24 protein-coding genes are annotated in these 23,507 nt (G+C 69.8%); 4 read left to right on the forward strand and 20 right to left on the reverse strand.

Annotation, left to right across the window (positions count from 1 at the left end; genetic code table 11):
- Window positions 1-8: 8 nt before the first annotated feature.
- A complete protein-coding gene (locus C4K88_RS01995; RefSeq protein WP_167398950.1) occupies window positions 9-332 on the reverse strand; it encodes an Rv1322 family protein in 324 nt (107 codons plus the stop codon).
- Window positions 333-426: 94 nt separating this feature from the next.
- Here C4K88_RS01995 and nucS point away from each other — a divergent pair, with 94 nt between their 5' ends.
- Both nucS and C4K88_RS02005 read left to right on the forward strand, forming a co-directional pair.
- Window positions 427-1,122: an endonuclease NucS gene (gene nucS, locus C4K88_RS02000; RefSeq protein ID WP_104120294.1), complete on the forward strand. Its 696-nt coding sequence runs from the start codon at window positions 427-429 to the stop codon at window positions 1,120-1,122.
- Between the two features lie 45 nt (window positions 1,123-1,167).
- Complete coding sequence (locus C4K88_RS02005) at window positions 1,168-2,376, forward strand: N-acetylglucosamine-6-phosphate deacetylase (RefSeq protein ID WP_104119948.1); 1,209 nt, start codon at window positions 1,168-1,170, stop codon at window positions 2,374-2,376.
- 33 nt (window positions 2,377-2,409) lie between these two features.
- Here the strand turns inward: C4K88_RS02005 and C4K88_RS02010 are convergent, their stop codons facing one another.
- The 13 genes from C4K88_RS02010 to C4K88_RS02070 form a co-directional block, all read right to left on the reverse strand.
- On the reverse strand, window positions 2,410-2,841 hold the full coding sequence (locus tag C4K88_RS02010; protein WP_104119949.1) for a DUF2550 domain-containing protein: 432 nt from the start codon (window positions 2,839-2,841) through the stop codon (window positions 2,410-2,412).
- 9 nt (window positions 2,842-2,850) lie between these two features.
- Window positions 2,851-3,144, reverse strand: a complete 294-nt coding sequence (locus tag C4K88_RS02015) for a F0F1 ATP synthase subunit epsilon (protein WP_104119950.1) — start codon at window positions 3,142-3,144, stop codon at window positions 2,851-2,853.
- A gap of 3 nt (window positions 3,145-3,147) precedes the next feature.
- On the reverse strand, window positions 3,148-4,611 hold the full coding sequence (gene atpD / locus C4K88_RS02020; RefSeq protein ID WP_104119951.1) for a F0F1 ATP synthase subunit beta: 1,464 nt from the start codon (window positions 4,609-4,611) through the stop codon (window positions 3,148-3,150).
- Window positions 4,612-4,694: 83 nt separating this feature from the next.
- Window positions 4,695-5,588, reverse strand: coding sequence for a F0F1 ATP synthase subunit gamma (locus C4K88_RS02025; RefSeq protein ID WP_104119952.1), 894 nt, complete (start codon window positions 5,586-5,588; stop codon window positions 4,695-4,697).
- Window positions 5,589-5,682: 94 nt separating this feature from the next.
- Complete coding sequence (atpA, locus tag C4K88_RS02030) at window positions 5,683-7,317, reverse strand: F0F1 ATP synthase subunit alpha (RefSeq protein ID WP_104119953.1); 1,635 nt, start codon at window positions 7,315-7,317, stop codon at window positions 5,683-5,685.
- A gap of 97 nt (window positions 7,318-7,414) precedes the next feature.
- Window positions 7,415-8,227, reverse strand: a complete 813-nt coding sequence (locus C4K88_RS02035) for a F0F1 ATP synthase subunit delta (protein ID WP_104119954.1) — start codon at window positions 8,225-8,227, stop codon at window positions 7,415-7,417.
- Window positions 8,227-8,781, reverse strand: coding sequence for a F0F1 ATP synthase subunit B (locus C4K88_RS02040; RefSeq protein WP_104119955.1), 555 nt, complete (start codon window positions 8,779-8,781; stop codon window positions 8,227-8,229). The genes C4K88_RS02035 and C4K88_RS02040 overlap by 1 nt, the downstream gene beginning before the upstream one ends.
- A gap of 49 nt (window positions 8,782-8,830) precedes the next feature.
- Complete coding sequence (locus tag C4K88_RS02045; RefSeq protein WP_019481292.1) at window positions 8,831-9,046, reverse strand: ATP synthase F0 subunit C; 216 nt, start codon at window positions 9,044-9,046, stop codon at window positions 8,831-8,833.
- A 74-nt stretch (window positions 9,047-9,120) separates the two neighbouring features.
- On the reverse strand, window positions 9,121-9,942 hold the full coding sequence (gene atpB / locus C4K88_RS02050) for a F0F1 ATP synthase subunit A (RefSeq protein ID WP_104119956.1): 822 nt from the start codon (window positions 9,940-9,942) through the stop codon (window positions 9,121-9,123).
- Window positions 9,943-10,027: 85 nt separating this feature from the next.
- A complete protein-coding gene (locus tag C4K88_RS02055) occupies window positions 10,028-10,345 on the reverse strand; it encodes an AtpZ/AtpI family protein (RefSeq protein WP_146065583.1) in 318 nt (105 codons plus the stop codon).
- A gap of 1 nt (window position 10,346) precedes the next feature.
- Window positions 10,347-10,856, reverse strand: a complete 510-nt coding sequence (locus C4K88_RS02060) for a Cg1360 family ATP-synthase-associated protein (RefSeq protein ID WP_104119957.1) — start codon at window positions 10,854-10,856, stop codon at window positions 10,347-10,349.
- Between the two features lie 136 nt (window positions 10,857-10,992).
- Window positions 10,993-12,027 carry an MraY family glycosyltransferase gene (locus tag C4K88_RS02065; RefSeq protein ID WP_104119958.1) on the reverse strand — a complete coding sequence of 345 codons (1,035 nt, stop codon included), beginning with the start codon at window positions 12,025-12,027 and terminating at the stop codon, window positions 10,993-10,995.
- Window positions 12,024-13,937: a polysaccharide biosynthesis protein gene (locus C4K88_RS02070; protein ID WP_104119959.1), complete on the reverse strand. Its 1,914-nt coding sequence runs from the start codon at window positions 13,935-13,937 to the stop codon at window positions 12,024-12,026. The genes C4K88_RS02065 and C4K88_RS02070 overlap by 4 nt, the downstream gene beginning before the upstream one ends.
- A 214-nt stretch (window positions 13,938-14,151) precedes the next feature.
- On the opposite strand from C4K88_RS02070, the gene C4K88_RS02075 reads away from it, so the two are divergent.
- A complete protein-coding gene (locus C4K88_RS02075) occupies window positions 14,152-15,126 on the forward strand; it encodes a glycosyltransferase (protein WP_167398951.1) in 975 nt (324 codons plus the stop codon).
- Window positions 15,126-16,070, forward strand: coding sequence for an NAD-dependent epimerase/dehydratase family protein (locus C4K88_RS02080; RefSeq protein ID WP_104119960.1), 945 nt, complete (start codon window positions 15,126-15,128; stop codon window positions 16,068-16,070). Before C4K88_RS02075 ends, C4K88_RS02080 begins: the two co-directional genes overlap by 1 nt.
- A 23-nt stretch (window positions 16,071-16,093) precedes the next feature.
- On the opposite strand, the gene C4K88_RS02085 is transcribed toward C4K88_RS02080, so the two are convergent.
- The 6 genes from C4K88_RS02085 to thrB form a co-directional block, all read right to left on the reverse strand.
- Window positions 16,094-16,867 carry an L-threonylcarbamoyladenylate synthase gene (locus C4K88_RS02085; RefSeq protein ID WP_104119961.1) on the reverse strand — a complete coding sequence of 258 codons (774 nt, stop codon included), beginning with the start codon at window positions 16,865-16,867 and terminating at the stop codon, window positions 16,094-16,096.
- Window positions 16,868-16,927: 60 nt separating this feature from the next.
- Window positions 16,928-17,884, reverse strand: coding sequence for a glycosyltransferase (locus C4K88_RS02090; protein ID WP_104119962.1), 957 nt, complete (start codon window positions 17,882-17,884; stop codon window positions 16,928-16,930).
- Window positions 17,881-18,753: a peptide chain release factor N(5)-glutamine methyltransferase gene (gene prmC, locus C4K88_RS02095; protein ID WP_104119963.1), complete on the reverse strand. Its 873-nt coding sequence runs from the start codon at window positions 18,751-18,753 to the stop codon at window positions 17,881-17,883. The genes C4K88_RS02090 and prmC overlap by 4 nt, the downstream gene beginning before the upstream one ends.
- A 2-nt stretch (window positions 18,754-18,755) precedes the next feature.
- Window positions 18,756-19,835, reverse strand: a complete 1,080-nt coding sequence (gene prfA / locus C4K88_RS02100) for a peptide chain release factor 1 (RefSeq protein WP_043446097.1) — start codon at window positions 19,833-19,835, stop codon at window positions 18,756-18,758.
- 183 nt (window positions 19,836-20,018) lie between these two features.
- On the reverse strand, window positions 20,019-22,193 hold the full coding sequence (rho, locus tag C4K88_RS02105) for a transcription termination factor Rho (protein WP_104119964.1): 2,175 nt from the start codon (window positions 22,191-22,193) through the stop codon (window positions 20,019-20,021).
- A gap of 330 nt (window positions 22,194-22,523) precedes the next feature.
- On the reverse strand, window positions 22,524-23,507 hold the full coding sequence (thrB, locus tag C4K88_RS02110; protein WP_104119965.1) for a homoserine kinase: 984 nt from the start codon (window positions 23,505-23,507) through the stop codon (window positions 22,524-22,526).

The raw sequence follows: 23,507 nt of genomic DNA on the forward strand, positions 1-23,507 counted from the left end.
GCGTCGTGTCAGTAGCGGAAGCTGCGCGTCTGCCAGCACCGCACGTGCCAATGGCGGCGCTCGGCGAGAGCCGTCTCCGGCCCGAACAGGGAGTCCTCGCGCCAGACGACGAGGTGGGCGATCCCCGGCAGGATGGACGAGTGGCAGCCCGGGCAGGTGTAGGTCTTGGCGGCGTTCCGCTCCGTGATGCGGCGCACCGACCATTCGCCGTCGGGCGCGCTCTCCCGGGCGGGGATCCCCGCGCGGGCGCGCTCGAGGTCCAGGTCGGGCGGCGGGGTCCACTTGCTCCGCGCACCACCACCGGGCCGGCTGGGTCGGTTGGAACGGGGCACGGTTCCAGTCTGCCACCCGGCGCGGCCCCTGCGGTTCCCCGTGGACCGGTCCGCGAAGCGGGGACTGCGCCCTCCGCCCGGTAGAGTCGTGTCCGTGCGTCTCGTCATTGCCCGCTGCTCCGTCGACTACATCGGCCGTCTCCGGGCCCATCTCCCGCTGGCCACCCGTCTCCTCATGGTGAAGTCCGACGGCTCGGTGCTGGTGCACTCCGACGGCGGCTCCTACAAGCCCCTGAACTGGATGAGCCCGCCGGCGAGCCTGCGCGTGAGCGCGCCCGACGACGCCGATCGTGCCGAGGGCATCACCGAGGTGTGGACCGTGCAGCACGCCAAGACCGACGACCGCCTCGTCATCAGCATCCGCGAGCACCTGCACGACTCCTCCCATGACCTCGGTGTGGACCCCGGCCTCGTCAAGGACGGCGTGGAGGCCGATCTCCAGCGCCTCCTGGCGGAGCAGATCGAACTCCTCGGGGCGGGGTTCACGCTGATCCGGCGCGAATACATGACGGCGATCGGCCCGGTGGACATCCTCGCGCGCGACGCCCAGGGCCGCACCGTGGCGATCGAGCTGAAGCGCCGCGGGGACATCGACGGCGTCGAGCAGCTCACCCGCTACCTCGAACTGCTCAACCGCGACCCGCTCATGGCTCCCGTGCGCGGCGTGTTCGCCGCCCAGCAGATCAAGCCCCAGGCGCGGGTCCTCGCCGCGGACCGCGGCATCGACTGCCTGACGCTGGACTACGACGCAATGCGCGGCGTCGACGACAGCGCGTCCCGCCTGTTCTGAGCCAAGCTTCTAGGGAGCCCGCCCGCGGCCCCCTACACTCGGAGAATGGCTCTCTCCAGCGGAACGCCCACTGCCCTGTCCGGACGACTGGTGACCGGTGAGGGGATCATCGATGACGGCATGCTGCGCTGGAACGGCTCCCGCATCACCGAGGCCGGGGCGGCGCGTGGCGGCGCACCCGCGGAGCAGCTGCCCGATGGCTACCTCATTCTGCCGGGCCTCATCGACCTGCACTGCCACGGTGCCGGCGGAGGCGACTTCACCTCGGGCTCCGACGCGGACATCGAGGCCGCCGCGGCGCACCTGCACCGCAGCGGATCGACGACGTTTCTCGCCAGCACCTGCGCGGCACCGCTCGAGGACCTCGAGGCGGCCTTCGGCAGGCTCGCGGCGGCGGCTGACGCAGGACTGATCGCCGGCATCCACGCCGAGGGTCCCTTCCTGTCGAAGCAGCGCAACGGCGCTCACGATCCCGCCTTCCTTCTCTTGCCCACGCAGGAGGACGTCTCCCGCCTCGTCACCTCGGCCCGGGGACGCCTCGCCTCGATGACCTACGCCCCCGAACTGCCGGGGAGCGACGTCCTCGTCTACGAGCTCGTGATGCACGGGGTGATTCCCTCCATCGGGCACACGGACGCCACCACCGAGGAGACGGGCGCGGCCCTGGACCTCATCAACGAGGAACTGGCCTCGACCGGCTTCGCGGGTTTCAGCGGACGACCGACGGCGACCCACCTGTTCAACGCCATGCCGGTGATCCATCACCGCTCGCCCGGCCCGGCCCCCCTGCTCCTGCAGCGGGCGCGGGCCGGGGAGATCGCCGTCGAGCTCATCGCGGACAACGTCCACCTGCACCCGGAGACCGTCCGGATGGCCTTCACGATCGCGGGCCCCGAGAACATCTGCCTGGTCAGCGATTCGACCGCCGCGGCGGGCCGTGCCGCCGGCACCTACAGGCTCGGGCACAGGGAGGTCACGGTCATCGACGGTGCGGCCGTGCTGCTGCAGGGTGGGGCTCTCGCCGGCGGCGCCGGGAGCCTCCTCGACGTCGTGCGCTGCACCATGGCAGCGGGAGTGGGGGTGGTCGACGCCGTCCGCGCCGCGACCGCGGTTCCTGCCGTCGTCCTGGGCCTTGCGGATGAGGTGGGGAGCCTCCGCGCGGGGCTGCGTGCCGACGCCGTCGTGGTCTCGCCCGAGCTCGAGCTCAAGGGCGTCCTGCGGGACGGGGTATGGATCAGGCCGCTGGAGGGCTGAGGATCGGGCGCGGCGGGCGCTCCCGAGGGGACGTCAGCGCCAGGTGCCGATGCCGATGACCGGGCCGGCCTCGATCCACGAGGAGAGGCCCGCATAGACGTCGTAGCGCATGGCGAGGTCGAACGGCTCGCCCTCGTGCGTGAGGTGGACGATGATCGCGCCGGGCTGGATCCGCACGCGCTCCGCCTCCGTGGCCGCGCGCCACCCGTCGACCTCGAGGGAGCTCCGCAGGAACCGGAACTTCGGCAGGGGGCTGAGCGAGAGCAGGCTGAGCCACTCCAGGTGGTGGTCCGTATAACGACAAACCCCCACCCGCCAGCCCTGGGGAGGGAGGCGGATGGAGGCGTCGAACGTGCCGAGGGCACGGTTCAGGTGGTACCGGCGGAGGAGGAAGGCGCCGATCACGAGCACGAGCAGGCCGAAGAGGACCGCAAGGCAGATGAACGTCACCCCCAGGGCCTCCATGTGGGAGGCCTACTCGGAGTCCGGCGTCACCGAACCGCCGACCCTGGCGTTGTCCGCCACGATCACGACGCGGTTGGAGTCGACCGAGAAGAAACCTCCGTCGACGCCGACGACCACGCGTTCGCCGCTGACCGGCTCCACCGAGATCTCGCCGGCCTCGAGGATCGCGAGGATCGGGGAGTGCCCGGGAAGGATCCCGATCTGGCCGTTCGTCGTGCGTGCGTTGACCTTCCGCGCCGCGCCCGACCACACGAAGTGGTCGGCCGCGACAACTTCGACCTCAAGTTCGCCCTGTGCTGCCATGAGCTACTTACCGGTCTGCTCTTGGATCTTGGCCCACTGGCGCTCGACGTCGTCGAGGCCACCGACGTTGAAGAACGCCTGCTCCGCGATGTGGTCGAGGTCGCCGTTGCAGATCGCCGCGAAGCCCTCGATGGTGTCCCTGATGGAGACCGTCGACCCCTCGACGCCGGTGAACTGCTTGGCGGTGTAGGTGTTCTGCGAGAGGAACTGCTGGATGCGGCGCGCACGGGCGACGACGACCTTGTCCTCTTCGCTGAGCTCGTCGATGCCCAGGATCGCGATGATGTCCTGCAGTTCCTTGTTCTTCTGGAGGATCTGCTTGACGCGCACGGCCGTGTTGTAGTGGTCGTGCCCGATGTACTGCGGGTCCAGGATGCGCGAGGTCGAGGCGAGCGGGTCCACGGCCGGGTACAGGCCACGGGACGCGATCTCGCGGGAGAGCTCGGTGGTCGCGTCGAGGTGCGCGAACGTGGTGGCCGGGGCCGGGTCGGTGTAGTCGTCGGCCGGCACGTAGATCGCCTGCATGGAGGTGATCGAGTGGCCCTTGGTCGAGGTGATGCGCTCCTGCAGGAGGCCCATCTCGTCGGCCAGGTTCGGCTGGTAGCCCACGGCGGACGGCATGCGGCCGAGCAGGGTCGACACCTCGGAGCCCGCCTGGGTGAACCGGAAGATGTTGTCGATGAAGAGCAGCACGTCCTGGTTCTGCACATCGCGGAAGTACTCCGCCATGGTCAGGGCCGAGAGGGCCACGCGCAGGCGCGTTCCCGGCGGCTCGTCCATCTGGCCGAACACGAGGGCGGTGTCCTTGAGGACGCCCGCCTCCTCCATCTCGACCCAGAGGTCGTTGCCCTCACGGGTACGCTCTCCGACGCCGGCGAACACCGAGGTGCCGCCGAAGTTGCGGGCCACACGCGTGATCATCTCCTGGATCAGCACGGTCTTGCCGACACCGGCGCCGCCGAACAGGCCGATCTTGCCGCCCTTGATGTACGGGGTCAGCAGGTCGATGACCTTGATGCCGGTCTCGAGCATCTCCGTGGAGCCCTCGAGGGACGCGAAGCTCGGGGGCTTGCGGTGGATCGGCCAGCGCTCGGTGATCTGGAGCTCGGACTCCTCGACGTCGAGCGGCTTGCCCAGGACGTTGAAGATGTGGCCCTTGACGCCGTCGCCGACGGGCACGGAGATCGCCGAGCCGGTGTCCTGTACCACGGTCCCCCGGACCAGGCCGTCGGTGGCCTGCAGCGAGATGGCGCGCACGAGGTTGTCACCGAGGTGCTGCGAGACCTCGAAGGTGATCAGGCGGGTCTCTCCGCCGAGGGTGACCTCGGTGGTGAGCGCGTTGTACATTGCGGGGATTGCGTCGGCCGGGAACTCGACGTCGACAACCGGGCCGATGACACGTGCAATACGGCCGGTGGCGCCGGGGGCAACTGAGTCCGTACCGTGTTCAACAGTCTGGGCAGTCATCTCTCTCACTTCATTTACGTAGATGGCGTGGAAACAAGTCTAGCTGTGCACCCGGGCCCTCGAGGGTCCGGGTGGGGCGTGCGTCAGGAGGCGCTCAGCGCGTCCGCACCGGCGACGATCTCCGAGAGTTCCTGGGTGATCTCGGCCTGGCGGGCGGTGTTGCGGAGACGCGTGTACTTCTTGATCAGCTCCGTCGCGTTGTCGCCGGCGGACTTCATCGCCCGCTGACGGGCCGCGAGCTCGCTCGCCGCCGCCTGCAGCATGGCGGCGAAGATGCGCGATTCGATGTATCGCGGCAGGAGCGCGTCCAGGACCTGCTCGGGCTCCGGCTCGTACTCGTACAGCGGCAGGAGGTCGCCCTCCTGGGTCACTTCCTCCTCGACGACCTCGAGCGGGAGCAGGCGCATGACGGACGGCTCCTGCACGACCATGGAGCGGAACTTCGTGTAGACGATGTGGATCTCGTCCACTCCGCCGTCCTCGTAGTCCTTGAGGAAGGAGGCGAGGAGTGCCTCGCCGACCTCACGCGCGGTGCCGAACTCGGGGGCGTCGGTGGAACCCGTCCAGACCTTCTCGTAGTCGCGGCCGCGGAAGTCGAAGTACACCTGGGCCTTCCGGCCGAGCAGGAAGGCCTGGATCTCCTTGCCCTCCGCGCGGAGCGTCTCGAAGAGCCCCTCCGCCTGCTTGAGTGCGCTGGCCGAGTACGACCCCGCGAGACCGCGATCCGAGGTCATCACCAGGACGGCTGCACGCCGGACCTGACCGTGCTCGGTGGTCAGCGGGTGGTCGATTTCAGACTGCGACGATACGGCCGAAACGGCACGGGTGATCGCGTTGGCGTACGGCAGTGCCGAGGCCACACGCGAACGCGCCTTGCCGATGCGAGAAGTCGCGATCAGCTCCATCGCCTTGAAGATCTTCCGCGTCGACGTGGTCGAGGCGATCTTCTGGCGGTAGACCCGGATCTGGGCTCCCATTCTTGTCCTTTCCTTCGCCTCCGCTGGGGGAAGCGATCAGGCCAGGGTCCTGCGGCCGGGAGGGGCGTGGAGCCCCTCCCGGCCTGCAGATCCTCTAGCGCTTCTGTCGAACGATCTTTTCCTGCTCGACCGAATCGGCGTCGATCGCTTCGAATTCCTCGTGACCTGCCCCGAACCCGTCGGCGCCGGCACCGAAGAAGCCCTGCTTGAAACCGGTGATCTGCGTCTTCAGTTCCTCGGCGGTCGAATCCTCCAGCTTGCCCGTCTGGGCGAGCGTCGTGAGGATCTGCGACTTGTGTCCGAGGTGCTCCAGGAACTCCGTCTCGAAGCGGTTGATGTCCTCGACCGGGACGTCGTCGAGGTAGCCGTTGGTACCGGCCCAGATGGACACGACCTGCTGCTCGACCGGCATCGGCGAGTACTGGCCCTGCTTGAGCAGTTCCATCAGGCGTGCACCACGGGTCAGCTGCTGGCGGGAGGCCGCATCCAGGTCCGAGGCGAACATGGCGAAGGCCTGCATGTCCCGGTACTGGGCGAGGTCCAGCTTCAACGTTCCCGAGACCTTCTTCATCGACTTCACCTGGGCGGCGCCGCCCACGCGGGACACCGACACGCCGACGTCCACAGCGGGACGCTGGTTGGCGTTGAAGAGGTCCGACTGCAGGAAGATCTGGCCGTCGGTGATGGAGATGACGTTCGTCGGGATGTAAGCCGAGACGTCGTTCGCCTTCGTCTCGACGAGCGGCAGGCCCGTCATCGAGCCGGCACCGAGCTCGTCGGAGAGCTTGGCACAACGCTCCAGCAGGCGGGAGTGCAGGTAGAACACGTCGCCCGGGTAGGCCTCGCGTCCCGGCGGGCGCCGGAGCAGGAGGGACACCGCACGGTAGGCCTCCGCCTGCTTCGACAGGTCGTCGAACACGATGAGGACGTGCTTGCCGCCGTACATCCAGTGCTGCCCGATGGCGGAACCGGCGTAGGGGGCGAGGTACTTGAAGCCCGCGGGGTCGGAGGCTGGAGACGCGACGATGGTCGTGTACTCCAGGGCGCCCTTGTCCTCGAGGGTCTGGCGGACGGCGGCGATCGTCGACGCCTTCTGGCCGATGGCCACGTAGATGCAGCGCACCTGCTTGTTCACGTCACCGGAGGCCCAGTTGGCCTTCTGGTTGATGATGGTGTCCACGGCGATCGCGGTCTTGCCGGTCTGGCGGTCACCGATGATCAGCTGGCGCTGTCCACGGCCGATCGGGATCATGGCGTCGATGGCCTTGAGCCCGGTCTGCATGGGCTCGTGCACCGACTTGCGCTGCGTGACGCCGGGAGCCTGGGTCTCGAGCGCACGGCGCCCTTCGGCGACGATCTCGCCGAGGTCGTCGATCGGCTGGCCCAGGGGGTCGACGACGCGGCCCAGGAAGGCGTCACCGACGGGGACCGAGAGGATCTCGCCCGTGCGGTGTACTTCCTGGCCTTCTTCGATCCCGTTGTAGTCGCCGAGCACCACGACACCGATTTCGCGGGTGTCGAGGTTCTGGGCGAGTCCGAGCGTGCCGTCCTCGAACCGCAGCAGCTCGTTGGCCATGACGGAGGGAAGACCCTCGACACGGGCAATGCCGTCGCTTGCGGTGGTCACGCGGCCGACTTCGACGCGCTCCGCGTTTCCGGGCTCGTAGGACGCCGCAAAGTCGTTCAACGCACTACGGACGTCTTCGGCGTTGATGGTCAATTCGGCCATCTCAGTCCCTGCTCTCCTGTGTTGTGATCACCATGGGATGCGTGGCGACCGGTGTGTGATTCAGTGGGTGTGGCGCGGATCGGACAGGGCGCGAGCCCTATCCCGCCAGCTTGCGGCGCAGTTCGGACAGCCGCGTGACGACGGTCGAGTCGACCATCTCGTCTCCCACACTGACGCGGACTCCGCCGATCAGTGTGGGGTCTACGGTGATGTTGACCTTCAGTTCGCGGTTGTACATCGCGTTCAGCCCGGACTGCAGCCGTTCGAGCTGGCCTGCCGTCAGCGGACGGGTGACGCTGACATTGGCAATCCAGCGCTGCTGGCGCGCGGCGACCAGTTCGAGGAACCGTTCGACGAGGATCGCGGGCTTCAAGCCGCGCGGCGCACGCACGGCCTGGTCGATGAGGAGCCGGCCGGCGGGCCCTGCCTCCGGCACGAGCTTGAGACCGAGGACCACCTTCGACTCCGGGGTGGCCTGCGCATCCGAGAGCGCCCTCTGCAGGGCGTGGTTCGAAGCGACCACCTGGATGAAGGAGAACAATTCGTTCTCGAGCCGGTCCAGGCCCTCCACACCGCTGCCGCGCTCCGCCACCGCGATGACCACGGTGGCCGCGAGGGTCTCCAGGGCGTCACCGATGTCGCGGGCGTTGGCCCACCGCTCGCTGACGAGGTCCCTGACCACTGCTGCAGCTTCGGTCGAGACGCGCCCGGCGATCAGCTGATCGACGAGCACCGCCTTGTCCTTGCCGGTGCGGGAAGGATCCGTGAGTGCGCGGCGCAGGCCGGCGTTGCTGTCGAGCATCGACAGCACGCCGAACAGCTCCTCCGCGAGGCCCAGGGTCGCGCCCGGTAGGCGGGACTCAAGCCCTTCACGGACCGTTGCCAGGGACTGGCTCGATACACCTGCCATTACTTCGCCGCACCTGCGCTCTGTGACGAGGTCTCGAGGTCAGCGAGGAAGCGGTCGATGACGCGGGACGAGCGGGCGTCGTCCGCCAGGGACTCCCCGACGATCCGGCTCGCGAGATCGGTCGCGAGCGTGCCGACCTCCGCGCGGAGCGAGACCACGGCGGCCTGGCGCTCGGCCTCGATCTGGACGTGGGCCTGCTCGGAGATGCGCGCCGACTCGGCAGCCGCCTTCTCCTTCAGGTCCGCGAGGATCTGGGCACCCTCGGCGCGTGCTTCCTCACGGATGCGGTTGGCCTCGGTGCGGGCGTCCACAAGCTGCTGCTTGTACTCTTCCAGTGCCGCGTTGGCCTCCGCCTGCGCGGCTTCCGCCTTGGCGATGCCGCCCTCGATGGCAGCCGTCCGTGCTTCGAACGTCTTCTCGAATGCCGGCATGACGTACTTGATGACGATGAACATCAGCACGGCGAAGCCGGCCAATGTCACGAGGAACTCCCACCAGTTCGGTGCGAGCGGGCTCGTGCCCTCCTCCGCCGCCATAATCGCTGCGTTAAGCATTTTTCACCCGTCTTTCTTAAGCTTGTCTTCGGTCGGTCAGGCGGCCTTGTCAGGCGCCGATGACGAAGGCGAAGACGAGACCCAGGATCGCGAGGGCTTCGGTCAGCGCCAGGCCGAGGAAGGCGATGGGCTGGAGAACACGCTGTGCCTCGGGCTGGCGAGCCACGCCATTGATGTAGGCCGCGAAGACGAGACCGACGCCGATACCACCGCCGATTGCGGAGAGACCGTATCCAACGAGGTTGAGGCTACCCTGTACTTCCATTGTGTTCCTTTCAAGATGCCGCTTGGTGCGACAGGTTGCATGGGATCATCCCCGACGGGGAAGACTTGTGTGAATCAGTGGGCGTCGGCGTGCAGCGCGCCTTCGATGTAGATCGCGGCGAGCAGCGTGAAGACGTAGGCCTGCAGGATCATGATCAGGACCTCGAGCATGTACATCGCGATGGCGCCGAGGAGGACCAGGACGCTGGTGCCCTGCAGGAGGATGTTGCCCGTCATGACCATGTACTCGATGGCGGATCCCGCGAGGGTCACGATCAGGTGGCCGGCGAGCATCGTCGCGAAGAGTCGCAGCGAGTGGGTGACCGGGCGGACGATGAAGTTCGAGATGATCTCGATCGGCACGACGATCGGCAGGATGTACCAGGGCACGCCTGAGGGGACGACGGCCAGCTTGAAGTAGCGCAGGCCGTGCTTCTGGACGCCGATGCCGACCCAGAGCAGGTAGAAGATCGCCGCGATGGCGTAGGCACTGCCCGGGTGCGAGAAGCTGGGCAGCTGCAGGAACGGGATGGCCCCGAAGATGTTGTTCACCAGCACGAAGAAGAACGCGGTGAACAGCCAGGGGACGTACCGCATGAAGTCCCGGCCGCCGATGATGTCCTTGCCGATGGAGTTGCGGACGAAGCCGTACGCGGACTCACCGAGGAACTGCACCTTGCCGGGTACCAGCTGGTGGCGCCGTGACGCGACCAGGAAGAATGCGGCGATGAGGACCACGGACAGGATGACCATGAGCATCTGCTTGCCGAAGCCGGGGTCGAACCAGACTCCGTAGGCGTCACCCCACGGGAGGATGTCCCGGTAATGGGTGTCCTCGATCGTCGGGGCTACGAATCCCTCTTCGGTAGTTGCGGCCGGGAGCGCAAGCGCGATCAACGCGTTTCCTCTCTGCAGTGTCCATCGTTGGGCAAGATCTGTTCGGCCGCAGCGTGACTGGTCCGACTCCTGAAGTTCTGGGGATTCACTCGGGTTCATCCTCGGCACCGGACGTCGGCCGGGCTCCGCGCTGCGGGTCCGGCGTGTGGTCCTGGGTGAGGTTGTGCATGTGGGAGAGGTAGAAACCCCCTGCTGCACCTAAGAACGCTCCCGCCAGCACCAACCAGCGCGTGTCGAGGAGATTATCCAGCCCCCAGCCTATCAAACTCCATACCGCGATCCCGCCAATCATGTAGCTCAGGACCGTGATGCCGGCGTTGTAGCCGCCGTTGGAAAACCGCGCCTCGTCCGGCGTCGGGGTGTCACCGGAAGGGTCGCCGGGACCCGGGGAAGAGCCGGTCATGTCAGTGTCCTTCCGGTCGCGAGGGAGCGGAAGGACGCGCGAGCGCCCCGGACGTGTCGTCGTAGAGGGGTGTGCGGAGCCGCGAGAACGCGACGACCTCCGCGACCTGCCATACGAGAACGGTCGCGAGGGCTCCCCAGAAGAACCACGTCCGGTCCAGCCAGTCCGGCGTCCCGAAGAGGAACAGGACGACGGCGAACCCGACGACCTTGATGGCGTAGGTGACGGCGAAGAGTCCGAGCGCCCCGGACGGGTTGGTCCTGCCGGTGAAGTGGCCGATGAGGAGGCTCAGGCCGAAGAACACCATGACGAGGGCCGCGCCGAACAGGACACTGAGGGCGGCGGCGGGTGAGGCGGCGAGCAGCGCTGCGATCGCGAGCAGGACGGCGATCGCCGCGCCCCCGGCGGCACTCCAGCCGAGGATGCGCAGCCACGGGCTCTCCGTGGGCCCCGACGCCGGGGCGAGCGTCGCATGGTCGGCTCCGGTGGCCGGGTTCTCCGGTCGTGGCACGTGCTGTCCGCTCTGTCGGCTGCGCCGTGGGGCGCCCTGCTGGTCCCCGATCGACGGCGTCGTGAGGTCTGGAGCCGGTTCCGCAGGACCGCTGGTCCGCGGACCCGGCGCCTGAAATTCTACCGCACGGCGGGGTTCACTCCCCCGATCCGGCGTCGACCGCCGTCCGGCGGCGGGCGATTGCGCGCACGATCCGCGGGGAGTAGAGGTACAGCGCGACCACGGCCGCGGCGAGCAGCGATGCCGACACCGCGAGGGGTGCGGGGGCGGTGGCGGCCACGAAGCCCGCGGCGCCCGTGAGTGCGGACAGGACGCTCACGAGGACCGCCACCTGGACGTGGTTCAGCCCGGTGTCCGTGAGTCTCTGGTAGACGTGCTGGCGATGCGCGACGGCGAGCCGTTCCCCGCGCCGGGCCCGGCGCAGGAAGGTGGTGAACGTGTCCGCCAGGTAGATGAGCACCGGCGAGAGAAGGTACTCGAGGTAGACGCCCGCGAGCAGTCCGGTGACGGCGATGGCCGCGATCGACGCCCCGAGCAGGTAGCTGCCGACGTCGCCCAGGAACACGAATCCCCGGCCGAGGTTCCAGGGCAGGAAGCCCGCGAACGCGGCGGCGACCACGAGCCCTGCGACCGTCAGCCACAGCTGGTCGCTGAGGACGCCGGCCCCCGAGTAGAAGAGGCCCACGACCACCCCGTGCATGCCGGAGATGCCGTTGATGCCGTCCATGAAGTTGGCGGCGTTGATGTACGTGGCCACGGCCACGGCCCCGACGGGGATCCACCAGTAGCTGCTGTCCTCGATGGTCGTCGCGAGGACGATCGTGCCGACCACGCCGATCATGAGCTGCGCGCCGGCACGCACCCGCACGGACAGTCCCCGGAGGTCCTCGATCCAGCCCAGGGTCGCGGCCGCGCCCACCATCCCGATGACGACGAGGATGAGCGAGCGGTCGACGGCGACGAGCCCGATCGCGAGGGACGCGGCGAGGGCGACGAGGATCGCGACCGCGACGGCCATTCCCATCCCCCGGACGACGACGGTGGAGTGGGAGGAGCGGTGGTTGGGGATGTCCACGACCCCCCACCGCTTCAGCAGGGGCTTCACGACGACGGGCAGCGCGAGGGACAGCCCCAGGGCGAGGAGCCCGACGATCACCAGCTGCGCGGTCACGACGCCGGCCCTGCGGCGGCCGTGGACGGCGCCGTGCGGGCGGCACTCTCCGGCGTCTCGCCGGCGAGGGCACCGATCCGTCCCTGGCCGAACCCGCCCTCGGACTTCCACTGCTGGAGGCTCAGCCGCCCGGGATCCAGCGGCGCCACCGAGGTGTGGGAGATCTTCGGGTGGAGCGGGCGGGAGTCGTCCTCGCCGACGCCGATCAGGTCCTCGTGCATCTTCTCGCCGGGCCGCAGGCCCGTGAAGACGATGTCGATGTCCTTGCCGGACATCGCGATCATGCGCTGGGCGACGTCGAGGATCTTCACGGCCTCGCCCATGTCGAGGATGAGGACCTCCCCTCCCCTGCCGATCGCCCCCGCCTGGACGACGAGCTGGCACGCCTCGGGGATGGTCATGAAGAAGCGGGTCACCTCGGGGTCGGTCACCGTGATCGGACCGCCGTTGCGGATCTGCTCGGTGAAGAGCGGGAGCATGGAGCCGCGGCTCCCGATCACGTTGCCGAAGCGCACCGAGACGTACCCCTGGCCCGTGGCCTCGGCATGCCAGGACGTGAGCTTCTCGGCGACGCGCTTGGAGTGCCCGAGGACACTCGTGGGGTCTGCCGCCTTGTCCGTGGAGATGTTGACGAAGTTGGTCACGCCGACGGCTGCGGAGGCCCGGAGGACGTTCAGCGACCCCTGCACGTTGGTCTTCCAGGCCTCCTCCGGGTACTGCTCGAGCAGCGAGACGTGCTTGAGGGCGGCGGCGTGGAAGACGACCTCCGGCCTGCGGTCCTCGAAGATGTTCAGCAGCGCGTCGGCGTCCCGGATGTCGGCGAGGACGGTGTCGCGGCCGGTGAGCAGTCCGCGCCCGGTGAGGGAGATCTGCGTGGACTGCAGGCCCGTCTCGTCGCGGTCGAGCATGATGAGCTCGGCCGGGGCGAAGGCGGCCAGCTGCCGGCACAGTTCGGAGCCGATCGAGCCGCCGGCTCCGGTCACCAGGACGCGCTTGCCCGCGACGTACCCGGCGACCTCGTCCGGGTGGATGTCCACCGGCCGGCGTCCGATGAGGTCCTCGACGGCGACCTCGCGGAAGTCGGCGATGGCGGCGTGCGCGGCGCCGGCCGCCCCGAGCATGTCCCGTAGCGGTGGCAGGACGAGCACCTTGATGCCGAGGCCCGCCACGAGGTCGGAGACGCGGCGCACCTGCGCGGCCTCCACCTCCGAGAACGCAATGACCAGGATGGAGGCCTGCGTCCTCGCCACGACGTCCCGCAGGTCGTCGACCCGCCCGAGGACCGGCACGGTGGAGAGGCGGAGGTGCTTCTTGGCGGGATCGTCGTCGATCAGGCCGACGGGGAAGTAGGGCGAGCCCGGGTCCTGCATCATGCGGCTCACGAGCGAGTTCCCCAGGAACCCCGCCCCGTAGATCAGGGTGCGCTGGGCGTCCTCACCGGGCTTCGCCTTGCTCTCCACGTACATGCGCTTGAGGTAGCGGGTGGCGGCCAGGAACATGCACGCGAAGGGGAAGGCGATGATGCCGATGCTGCGCGGCACCTCGATGACCGTGAAGAACGCGACGCTGACGAGCACCAGGATGACGGCGACGAGCACCGCGACGACCACGAGCAGCTTCGCCTCGTGGAAGCTCCCGAAGCTGTACCTCCCCCGGTACAGCGCGAAGCTGAGTCCCACCACCAGCTGGGCGACGACGGCCACCGCGCAGAACACGGCGATGCCCGGCACGTTGAGCTCCTTGACGAGGAGCTCGTAGCGGAGGATCAGCGCGAGGACGATGGCCACGATCCAGGCCGCGGCGTCCAGCAGGTACTGCGACCACAGCCACAGCGCCGGTTTGTCGCCGGAGGAGGCTACGGGCGTGGAGCCGGGTGTCCGGGCGGAGGCCCGGCCTTCATTGAGTGCCATGATTCCTAACGGTGTCATGCAGGCGTCCACCGCGTCGCAGGGCGTCATGAGTCCCGTCGGTCCCGTACCCGCGGGGCCGGGACACGTGGGATCGGGACCCGTCCGGACGGGGCTGGAACACGGTGTAATAGACTGCTACTACCCCAGAATACTAACTGCCCCGCCTGTGCCAGGCCTGTTGCGCACTGCAATGGCGCGGCCCGGAAGGACCAGCTTGCACGTCCCCTCCGCCGGCTCGCCCCGCGTCTTCCTCGTGATCACGACGTTCAACCGGGCGGCCCTCCTGCGGGACCTCCTCGACTCGATCGCCGCCCTCGATCCGGCCCCGGCCGCCGTCGTCGTGGTGGACAACGCCAGCACCGACGCCACCGGGGACGTCCTCGCCGACGCCCGCCTCCCGATGGACCTCATCGTGGAGCGCCTGCCGGTGAACGTGGGTGGATCGGGCGGCTTCGCGGCCGGCATGGCGCGCGCCCTCGGGGAAGGGGCCGACTGGCTCTGGCTGATGGACGACGACGTCGTCGTCCTCCCCGACGCCCTGGCCTCCTTCGCCCCCTGGATGAGCCGGTACTCCTGCCTCCACGGACGCCGCTACGACGCCGAGGGCCGGCCGTTCTTCTGGCAGCACGTGCTCGACGAGTTCACGGGCGTGCACCTGCCGGTCCGGGGCGACGTCTTCGCGACGTCGTCCGTCTTCCACACCAACGTCGCCTGCTTCGAGGGCATGCTCGTCTCCGCCGGCGTCGTCCGCGAGATCGGGCTGCCCGACGCCCGGTTCTTCCTCAACGGCGACGACCTCACGTACGGCTGGCTCGTCTCCCAGCGGTTCCCCGTGGCGTACATCGACGCCTTCGTCCTGCGGAAGACGCGCGCGCAGCGGCAGGTGGACCTCGGCGTCCGGCACCTGAACGAGTCGAGCGACCTGTCGCGGTTCTGCGGTATGCGCAACCGCGGGCATCTGGCGCGCTACCTGCAGCTGCACGGCCGCTACCACCGGGTGGGGTTCGGCCTCGGCACCTTCCTGTCCGCCGGCAAGGAGCTCCTCCGCCTGGTCGCCGTCGAGCGGTCGGTCTCCGGCGCCGCCCAGGTGTGGCGCGGGTGGAGGGCCGCCCGGGTGATCCTCCACGACCCCGCCTGGCGGCCCGAGCCGGCGCTGCCGGAGCCCGCCGGACGGACGGGCGGATCCTGATGCGCTACCTGGTGCTCGGTGGCTCCGGCTTCGTCGGCTCGGCCGTGCTGCGGGCACTCGACGCGGCCGGTCTCGACGCGCACGCGCTGCCCGCGCCGCGCCTGGCGACGGCCGCCGCCACGCCGGCGGCACTCCTCGCCGCGGCGGACGCCACGGACACCGCGGGGCTGGCGACGGCGTTCGCGGGGTTCGACGTCGTCGTGAACGCGGCCGGCCTGGCCACACCCTCGGCGCCCGACGGAGCGGCGCTGCTCGGCGCGAATGCCCTGCTGCCCGCCGTCGTCGTCCGTGCCGCTTCCGCCGCCGGTGCCCGGCGCGTCATCCACCTGAGCAGTGCGGCCGTGCAGGGCCGGACCGGCCTGCTCGACGAGACCGGGACCGTGCGCCCCTTCTCGGCGTACTCGCGCAGCAAGGCCCTCGGCGAGCAGGCCCTGGCGCTCGCGGCGGCGCGGGAGCCGTCGCTGTCCGTCGTGACGGTGCGGGCCACCTCGGTGCAGGGCGAGGGGCGTCCGACGACGGCGGCACTGGCGCGCCTGGCCCGCTCGCCGCTCGCGTCCGTGGCGTCGCCGGGGACCGCGCGGTCCCCGATCACGTCGGTGGACTCCCTCGCGGACCTCGTCCTGGCCCTCGGCCGCTATGACGGGGCCCTTCCGCCGCGCGTGCTGCAGCCGTGGGAGGGGCTCACGGTGCGCACGGTACTCGAGGCCGCGGGCGGCCACCCCCGCACGCTGCCGGCGGCGCTGTGCCGCGCTGCCGTCCGCGGCGGCTACGCGCTCTCGTCCCTGGTGCGCGGCCGCCTCGACGGGCACGTGCGCCGGGTCGAGCTCATGTGGTTCGGTCAGGACCAGGTGACCGGGTGGGTCACCGACCAGGGCCTGGTCCCGGCGGCGCGGGTCCGTGAGGTCCTCGCCGGTGCCGCGACACCCGGTGCCGGCGGGCACTGAGCCGGATCCCCTAGGGCCGTGAGCTACGCCCCGACGGTCGGCTCGTCCGGTGTTCCGGCCGGCGGCCTTTCCGCCCCCGCGGCCGGCGCGCCCGATGCGGCCCCAGCCGCCGGAGCGTCCGGAGCGCCCGCGGCCGGCGCGCCGCCGTCGACCCCCACGACGCCCGGCACCACCTCCCGCAGCTGCTCGAGCGACACGGTGCCCTGCCGGACCACGCGCAGGGTCTCCCCCGTCGTGTCGACGATGGTGGATCCCGTGCCGCCGGCGTCGGTCCGCGGGCCGGCGTCGAGGTAGACGGCCACGGACTCGGCGAGCTGCTCGGCGGCCTCCGCCGCCGTCCTCGCGGCCGGGTGTCCCGTCCGGTTCGCGGAGGACACCGCGAGCGGTCCCGTGAGGGTCAGCAGTTCGAGGGCGAGGGCGTCGTCGGGCATGCGGAGCGCCACGGTGCCGAGGGTGTCGCCGAGGTCCCAGGTCAGGGACGGCTGGGCCAGGCAGATGAGGGTGAGGCCGCCGGGCCAGAACGCCTCGGCGAGACGGCGGGCGTCCGGGTGGACGTCGGTCGCCAGTCCGTCGAGGGTCTGGATCCGCGGGATGAGGACCGGCGGCGGCATGTTCCGCCCGCGCCCCTTGGAGGCGAGCAGGGTGGCCACGGCCTGCGGCGAGAAGGCATCCGCGCCGATGCCGTAGACGGTGTCGGTGGGCAGGACGATGCACTGCTTGAGCGATACCGCGCGCTGGGCGGCGGCCAGCCCTTCGCTTCGCAGGGCGGGATCGGAACAGTCGTAGCTCGTTGTCACCCGATCATCCTTCCACTGCTACCCGCGGCCGCGCACATCGGGCATGTTCCCCCGCCGGACTCAGGACGACGGCGGTGGCCCGAAGCCCGTACCGCGGAACCCTGCCGAGTACGCGGCGAACCAGGCGCGCAGGCCCTTCAGGTCGCGCTGCGTGAGGAAGTAGTAGGGGAAGCCGATGACGTCCGCACTGAACCAGCGCAGGTTGCGGTACTTGCGGGCGAGGTAGGCGCGGTTCCGGAAGTAGGAGAACCGCTTGAAGTCGCCGTCGGGGATCACCGGGGTGATGAATCCGCCGAAGACGGGTTTCATCTCCGACCACGTGGCAGGATGCCGGACCGCGACGGTGGCGAGCGTCCCGTACTTCAGGCCGGCCTTCCGGACGCGCGCCAGGAAGTCCACCTCGTCCCCACGGATGAAGAACTTCATGTCGGGCAGGCCGATCCTCGAGAACACGTCCGCGCGGACCAGTGCCCCGTTGAAGAAGTGCACCATGCCGGGCAGGTACCCCATCGGCTCCAGGGTGGCGCGGTCGTTGGTCAGCAGCCCGTTGATCCTGAAGTTGAAGGACAGCCGTGAGGGGTCCGACGTCGCGGCGACGAGCGGGCTCACGATGTCGAGCCCGTGCTCGTGCGCGGCCTTCAGCAGTTCGGCGAGGCAGTGCGCGTCCTCGGGGTGGCCGTCGTCGTCCATGAGCCAGATCCACTCGGCGCCGCTCGCGATCGCCGCGAGGATGGCGAAGGCGAAGCCTCCCGCGCCGCCCAGGTTGGCTTCCGAGCGCAGGTAGTGGATGGTGCCGCCGGCTGCCGTGGCGGCGTCGACGACGTCCGTGGCGGGCGTCGTCCCCGAGTCCACGAGGGCCACGGTGCGGATCGCTGCGGTCTGCGCCGCGAGGGACCGCAGGAGCTGTGCAAGTTCCTCGTGCCGGTCGTAGGTGACGGCCGCGACGGCGACCGTGGCCTGCGGGCGGGTGGCGGCCAGATCGGGGACGGACCGGCCGGGTGGGGTGTGCTCCGTCATCGGGATGCCTCTCGGGGTGTGTCGGGGAGTACGGGTTCCGCGGTCAGCACGGCACTCGTGGCACGGTCGCGGCCGCCGAGGTCCTGGTGCGTGGTGACCTCGGTCCACACGCCCGCCCGCTCGAGCACGGCGGCGACCCACGGGGCCTGCACCTCCGCGTGCTCCATCACGAAGTAGCCGCCGGGCCGGAGCAGGCGTGCGGCCGACTCCGCGGCGGCGCGGGGCAGCTCCATGCCGTCCGCTCCCCCGCCGTACAGTGCCATCCGGGGGTCGTGCTCGGCGACCTCCGGCTCCTGGGGGACGGCCTCGGCGGGGATGTACGGCGGGTTGGAGACCACGACGTCGAAGGTCCCGTCGCACTCCGGGAGGGCCGTGGCGAGGTCGCCCTGCACCAGGTGGACCCCGAAACGCGCGAGGTTCGGTCCGGCCCAGGCGAGGGCGAGGTCGCTGAGCTCGACGGCGTACACCTCGGCCCCGGGCACCTCGTCCGCGACGGCGGCGGCGATGGCCCCGGAGCCCGTGCCGAGGTCGACGATCCTGGGCGCGGCACGACCCAGCGCGCGGTCGATCACGAGCTGCGCGACGGTCTCGGTCTCGGGGCGGGGCACGAAGACGCCGGGTCCCACGGAGAGTTCGATGCGGCGGAAGTACGCCACGCCCGTCAGATGCTGCAGGGGCACGCGCCGGGCGCGCTCATCCACGAGGGCCTGGAAACCCTCAGGGACGGGCGCGCCGATCAGCGCCAGGGCGCGTAATCTTCCGCGCGAGACGCCCAGCAGGTGGGCGGCGAGCAGTTCGGCGTCGACCTGCGGGCTGGGGACGCCCGCCGCGCGGAGCTGCCGTTCGGCGGCCCGCAGGGCCTCCTCCACGGCTACTCGTCCGCGCCGATGGCGTCCAGGCGGGCCTGCTCGTCCATCTCGATCGCCGACTGCACCACGGGCTCGAGGTCCCCGTTCATGACGGCGTCGAGGTTGTAGGCCTTGTAGCCCGTGCGGTGGTCCGCGACCCGGTTCTCCGGGTAGTTGTACGTACGGATGCGCTCCGACCGGTCCATCGTGCGGATCTGGGACTTCCGGATGTCCGAGTTCGCGGCGTCGATCTTCTCCTGCTCGTGGGCCAGGATGCGGGAGCGGAGCACGCGCATGGCGGCCTCGCGGTTCTGCAGCTGCGACTTCTCGTTCTGCATGGCGACGACGATGCCCGTGGGCAGGTGGGTGATGCGCACGGCCGAGTCGGTGGTGTTCACGGACTGCCCGCCGGGGCCGGAGGACCGGTAGACGTCGATCTTGAGGTCGTTCTGGCTGATCTCGACCTCCTCGGGCTCGTCCACCTCGGGCAGCACGAGCACGCCGGCGGCCGAGGTGTGGATGCGGCCCTGCGACTCGGTGACGGGGACGCGCTGGACGCGGTGCACCCCGCCCTCGAACTTGAGGCGGGCGTAGACGCCCTCCGCGGGGTCGTTCGAGGACCCCTTGATGGCCATCTGCACGTCCTTGTACCCGCCGAGGTCCGACTCGTTCGCGGAGATGAGCTCGGTCTTCCACCCGCGGGACTCCGCGTAGCGCGTGTACATGCGCAGGAGGTCGCCGGCGAACAGCGCGGCCTCGTCGCCGCCCTCGCCGCCCTTGACCTCGATGATGACGTTGCGGCTGTCGTTGGGGTCGCGCGGGATGAGGAGCCGGCGCAGCTTCTCCTGCGCCGTCGCGAGTTGCTCCTCGAGCACGGGCACCTCGGCCGCGAATTCGGGGTCCTCGGACGCCATGCCGCGGGCGGCCTCGAGGTCGTCCTCGAGAGCGCTCCAGCGGTTGTGCGCGTCGACGATGCGCCCCAGCTCCGCGTACCGGCGGCCGAGCCGGCGGGCCAGCGCCTGGTCGGCGTGGACGGCCGGGTCGGCGAGCTGGTCCTGGAGCTCGGAGTGTTCGTCGAGCAGTCCCTGGATGGACTCAAACATCGGATGTACCTCTTTCGGCGTGTGCAGCCAGTCTACGAAGATCGAGAAGGCAGAAGTGACCACGATGCAGGGCATCTCCCGGTCATATCTGCCTTCTCGACGCAGGGTGCCGGTTAACGGACGAAGCCGTCCGGGACTCACCGGCCAGAAAATGGCCGGCACATCCCGGACGGCTGTCCGTTACTAGTCGGAGTCCTTGGAGCCCAGCGTGGTCTTCTGGACCTGCATGAGGAACTCGACGTTGGACTGCGTCTCCCGGATCTTGTTGGTGAGCAGCTCCAGGGCCTGCTGGGTCTCGAGACCCGACAGCACGCGGCGCAGCTTCCACATGATCTTGACCTCGTCGGGCGAGAGCAGGTTCTCCTCGCGACGCGTGCCGGAGGCGTTGACGTCGACGGCGGGGAAGATCCGCTTGTCGGCGAGGTTCCGCGAGAGGCGGAGTTCCATGTTGCCGGTTCCCTTGAACTCCTCGAAGATGACCTCGTCCATCTTGGACCCGGTCTCCACGAGGGCGGTCGCGAGGATGGTGAGCGAGCCACCGTTCTCGATGTTGCGGGCGGCACCGAAGAAACGCTTCGGCGGGTACAGCGCCGCGGAGTCGACGCCACCGGAGAGGATCCGGCCCGACGCCGGAGCGGCCAGGTTGTAGGCGCGGCCGAGGCGGGTCATGGAATCCAGGAGCACGACGACGTCCATGCCCATCTCCACGAGGCGCTTGGCACGCTCGATGGAGAGTTCGGCGACCGTGGTGTGGTCGTCGGCGGGGCGGTCGAACGTCGAGGCGATGACCTCGCCCTTGACCGTCCGCTGCATGTCCGTGACTTCCTCGGGACGCTCGTCGACCAGGACCATCATGAGGTGGACCTCAGGATTGTTGATCGTGATGGCGTTGGCGATCGCCTGGAGGATCAGGGTCTTGCCGGCCTTCGGAGGGGAGACGATCAGGCCACGCTGGCCCTTGCCGATCGGGGCCACGAGGTCGATCACGCGGGGACCGATCTTCTTCGGGTCCGTCTCGAGGCGCAGGCGGTCCGACGGGTAGAGCGGCACGAGCTTCGCGAACTCGACGCGGTCCTTCAGCTCCTCGGCAGGCTTGCCGTTGATGGAGGTGACGCGGACCAGGGCGTTGAACTTCTGCCGCGCGCTGGCCTGGGTCTCGCCCTCACGGGGGGCCCGGATCGCACCGACGACGGCGTCGCCCTTGCGCAGGTTGTGCTTCTTGACCTGGGCGAGCGAGACGTAGACGTCGTTCGGGCCCGGCAGGTAGCCGGAGGTCCGCACGAACGCGTAGTTCTCGAGGACGTCGAGGATGCCCGCGACGGGCAGCAGGACGTCGTCGTCGGTGACCTCGACGTCGTCGACCTCGGGGTTCTGGTTGCGTCCCCGACGGCGGTCGTTGCGCTCGTTGCGGTCGCGGAAGCGGCTGTTGCGGTCCTCGGGACCGTTGCCCCCGTTGCGGTTCGCACGGTTGCGGCGGTTGCGCCCGCGGCCCTCGTCCTCGGAGGAGTTGTTGCCGCGGTTGTCGCTGCGCTCGTTGCCGCTGCGGCCGCCGTCGTTCTGGCCGTCGTTGGTCGACTGGCCGTTCGAGGGGCTGTTGAACTGGTTGCCCGACTGGCCGTTCGACTGGTTGTTCGAGCCGTTGCCCGAGCGGTCGTCGTCGCGACCGTTGCGGGAGCGGCTGCGTCGCTCGCCGCGATCGCTGCGGGCGTCGCCCTGCCCGGACGGGGATTCGGCCTGCCCCTCGCCCTGCCCGGCGTTGGCGGACTCGCCCTGCGCGCCGTTGGACTCGGTGGAGCCCGACTGAGCGTCCGAGCGGTCCTCGCCGCGACGGTTGCGGCGGTTGCGCTGGTTGCGGCCGCCGTTCTCGCGGTCGCCGCGGTCCTGCTGCTCGGAACCCGCGGTGTCCTCGGCGCCGTCACGGGAGGGCGCCTCGGCCCGGTCGGTGGCGACGTTCTCGGCCGCCGGCACGGAGACCACGCCGTCGCTGCCTGCGCGGCGGTTGCGGTTGCGCGTGCGGGGCTGGCGCTCGGCCGGGGCGGCCTGCGCGTCCTGCTGGTCCTCTGCCCCGGCCGGGGCGCCCTCGGCAGCCGGACGCTCGGCGTCGGCGCTGCGGTCGGTGCGCACAGCGGGTGCCTTCTGGCGGTCGGCGACCGCGCCGCCGCGCTGGTGGTCGGAGATCGCGGAGACGAGGTCGCTCTTGCGCATCCTCGATCCCCCGGTGATGCCGAGCTGGCCGGCAAGCGCCTGCAGCTGCGCGAGCTTCAGGCCTGCGAGGCCGCTGCTCTTGGAAGTCGTTGCGCCGGTTGCTTCAGCGTCTTGGGTGGCCACACCTGGTAACAGGTCAGTGGTTTCAGTCACGAAGGATCCTTCCCCCTCGTCGGGCGGCCACATGATCAGTGGTCCGCGGTGGTTTGCCCCGTGCCGCATTCGAAGCGGGCGGGGATCAGCCGAACCGGATGTGATCCGGCAGGCCTGGGTGGTGCTGGGAACCTGAGAGTGTCCCTGCGCAAGAAGGTGAGTCCATACGCTCCGGGATAGGGTCGGAGGCTACACCGTCAGGATGTGCTGCTGCTGATGGGACCTGCAGTGTTGCGGCGGTCCAGAGAGGACGGCCGACTCAACAGAAGCACACGATGCTTCTCGAAACGAACTTTCCGGGAAACACAGCAGTTCGGCGTGAACGCCTCACTACCCATGGTGCCTTCCCATTTTAGCACCTTCCCGCTCCACCGCCAGCCGGAGGACCCGCCATGCCCCGGGCGTGTCGCCCGCGCCGATCAGGCGATGCAGAGTCTCCTCGGCGGCCGAGGCACCGGCCTCTCCCACGGCGAGCGTCAGCACGCTGGGACCCGCCCCGGAGATGGTGCTGGCGAATCCGGCGGCGCGCAGTGCACGCAGCAGCGTGGCGCTCGGCAGCATGGCCGGGGCACGGAAGTCCTGGTGGATCGCGTCCTGCGTGGCAGGGAACAGCAGGGACGGATTCCTGCCGAGCGCCTGCACGAGAAGGGCCGCCCGGCCGGCGTTGGCCGCGGCGGCGGAGTGGGACACGGACGCCGGCAGCAGCGCCCGTGCGCTCTCGGTGGAGAGCGACAGGTCGGGAACCGCGAGGACCGGGATGACGTCCGGGTGCACCTCGACGCGTGTGCTGTGGAACGCGCGTCCGCTCTCCCACGAGATCGCGAGGGCCCCCATGAGGGCGGGAGCCACGTTGTCCGGGTGTCCCTCGATGGAGGCGGCCCACTGCAGGAGGTGTGCGGCGTCCATCTGCTCGTGGGCCGGCAGCAGCGCGTTGCCCGCGAGGACCCCCGCGACGATCGCGGACGCGGAGGACCCCATGCCTCGGCCGTGCGGGATCACGTTCACGGTGTCGAGCTCGAGCCCCGGGGCGCGACGACCGGCCCGGTGGAGCGTACTGATCAGGGATCGCGCCACGAGGTGGCGGCCGTCGAGCGGCAGTTCCCCGGCGCCCTCGCCCGTGGGGCGTACCGTCGTCGAACCCGACGACGTCGTGCGGACGCGCACGGTGTCGCGGAGCGAGAGCGCGAGCCCGAGCGCATCGAACCCCGGCCCGAGATTCGCGCTCGTGGCGGGGACCGTGACCTCGACGTCCTGGCCGGCGTCGACGACCGGGAGGTCGATCAGGTCCTCCGGCAGGGGTGTTGCGTGCAGCAT

Source organism: Arthrobacter pityocampae (assembly GCF_002927275.1).
Classification (GTDB): domain Bacteria; phylum Actinomycetota; class Actinomycetes; order Actinomycetales; family Micrococcaceae; genus Arthrobacter_D; species Arthrobacter_D pityocampae.

What these genes read in the sequence shown, in the direction of transcription:
- prfA (WP_043446097.1), bottom strand. Translation starts at nt 19,835, where the DNA reads ATGTTTGAGTCCATCCAGGGACTGCTCGACGAACACTCCGAGCTCCAG.
- C4K88_RS02010 (WP_104119949.1), bottom strand. Translation starts at nt 2,841, where the DNA reads ATGGAGGCCCTGGGGGTGACGTTCATCTGCCTTGCGGTCCTCTTCGGC.
- C4K88_RS02055 (WP_146065583.1), bottom strand. Translation starts at nt 10,345, where the DNA reads ATGACCGGCTCTTCCCCGGGTCCCGGCGACCCTTCCGGTGACACCCCG.
- C4K88_RS02045 (WP_019481292.1), bottom strand. Translation starts at nt 9,046, where the DNA reads ATGGAAGTACAGGGTAGCCTCAACCTCGTTGGATACGGTCTCTCCGCA.
- thrB (WP_104119965.1), bottom strand. Translation starts at nt 23,507, where the DNA reads ATGCTGCACGCAACACCCCTGCCGGAGGACCTGATCGACCTCCCGGTC.
- atpA (WP_104119953.1), bottom strand. Translation starts at nt 7,317, where the DNA reads ATGGCCGAATTGACCATCAACGCCGAAGACGTCCGTAGTGCGTTGAAC.
- C4K88_RS02025 (WP_104119952.1), bottom strand. Translation starts at nt 5,588, where the DNA reads ATGGGAGCCCAGATCCGGGTCTACCGCCAGAAGATCGCCTCGACCACG.
- C4K88_RS02080 (WP_104119960.1), top strand. Translation starts at nt 15,126, where the DNA reads ATGCGCTACCTGGTGCTCGGTGGCTCCGGCTTCGTCGGCTCGGCCGTG.
- C4K88_RS02005 (WP_104119948.1), top strand. Translation starts at nt 1,168, where the DNA reads ATGGCTCTCTCCAGCGGAACGCCCACTGCCCTGTCCGGACGACTGGTG.
- atpD (WP_104119951.1), bottom strand. Translation starts at nt 4,611, where the DNA reads ATGACTGCCCAGACTGTTGAACACGGTACGGACTCAGTTGCCCCCGGC.
- C4K88_RS02040 (WP_104119955.1), bottom strand. Translation starts at nt 8,781, where the DNA reads ATGCTTAACGCAGCGATTATGGCGGCGGAGGAGGGCACGAGCCCGCTC.
- C4K88_RS02090 (WP_104119962.1), bottom strand. Translation starts at nt 17,884, where the DNA reads ATGACGGAGCACACCCCACCCGGCCGGTCCGTCCCCGATCTGGCCGCC.
- C4K88_RS02035 (WP_104119954.1), bottom strand. Translation starts at nt 8,227, where the DNA reads ATGGCAGGTGTATCGAGCCAGTCCCTGGCAACGGTCCGTGAAGGGCTT.
- C4K88_RS02070 (WP_104119959.1), bottom strand. Translation starts at nt 13,937, where the DNA reads ATGGCACTCAATGAAGGCCGGGCCTCCGCCCGGACACCCGGCTCCACG.
- C4K88_RS02015 (WP_104119950.1), bottom strand. Translation starts at nt 3,144, where the DNA reads ATGGCAGCACAGGGCGAACTTGAGGTCGAAGTTGTCGCGGCCGACCAC.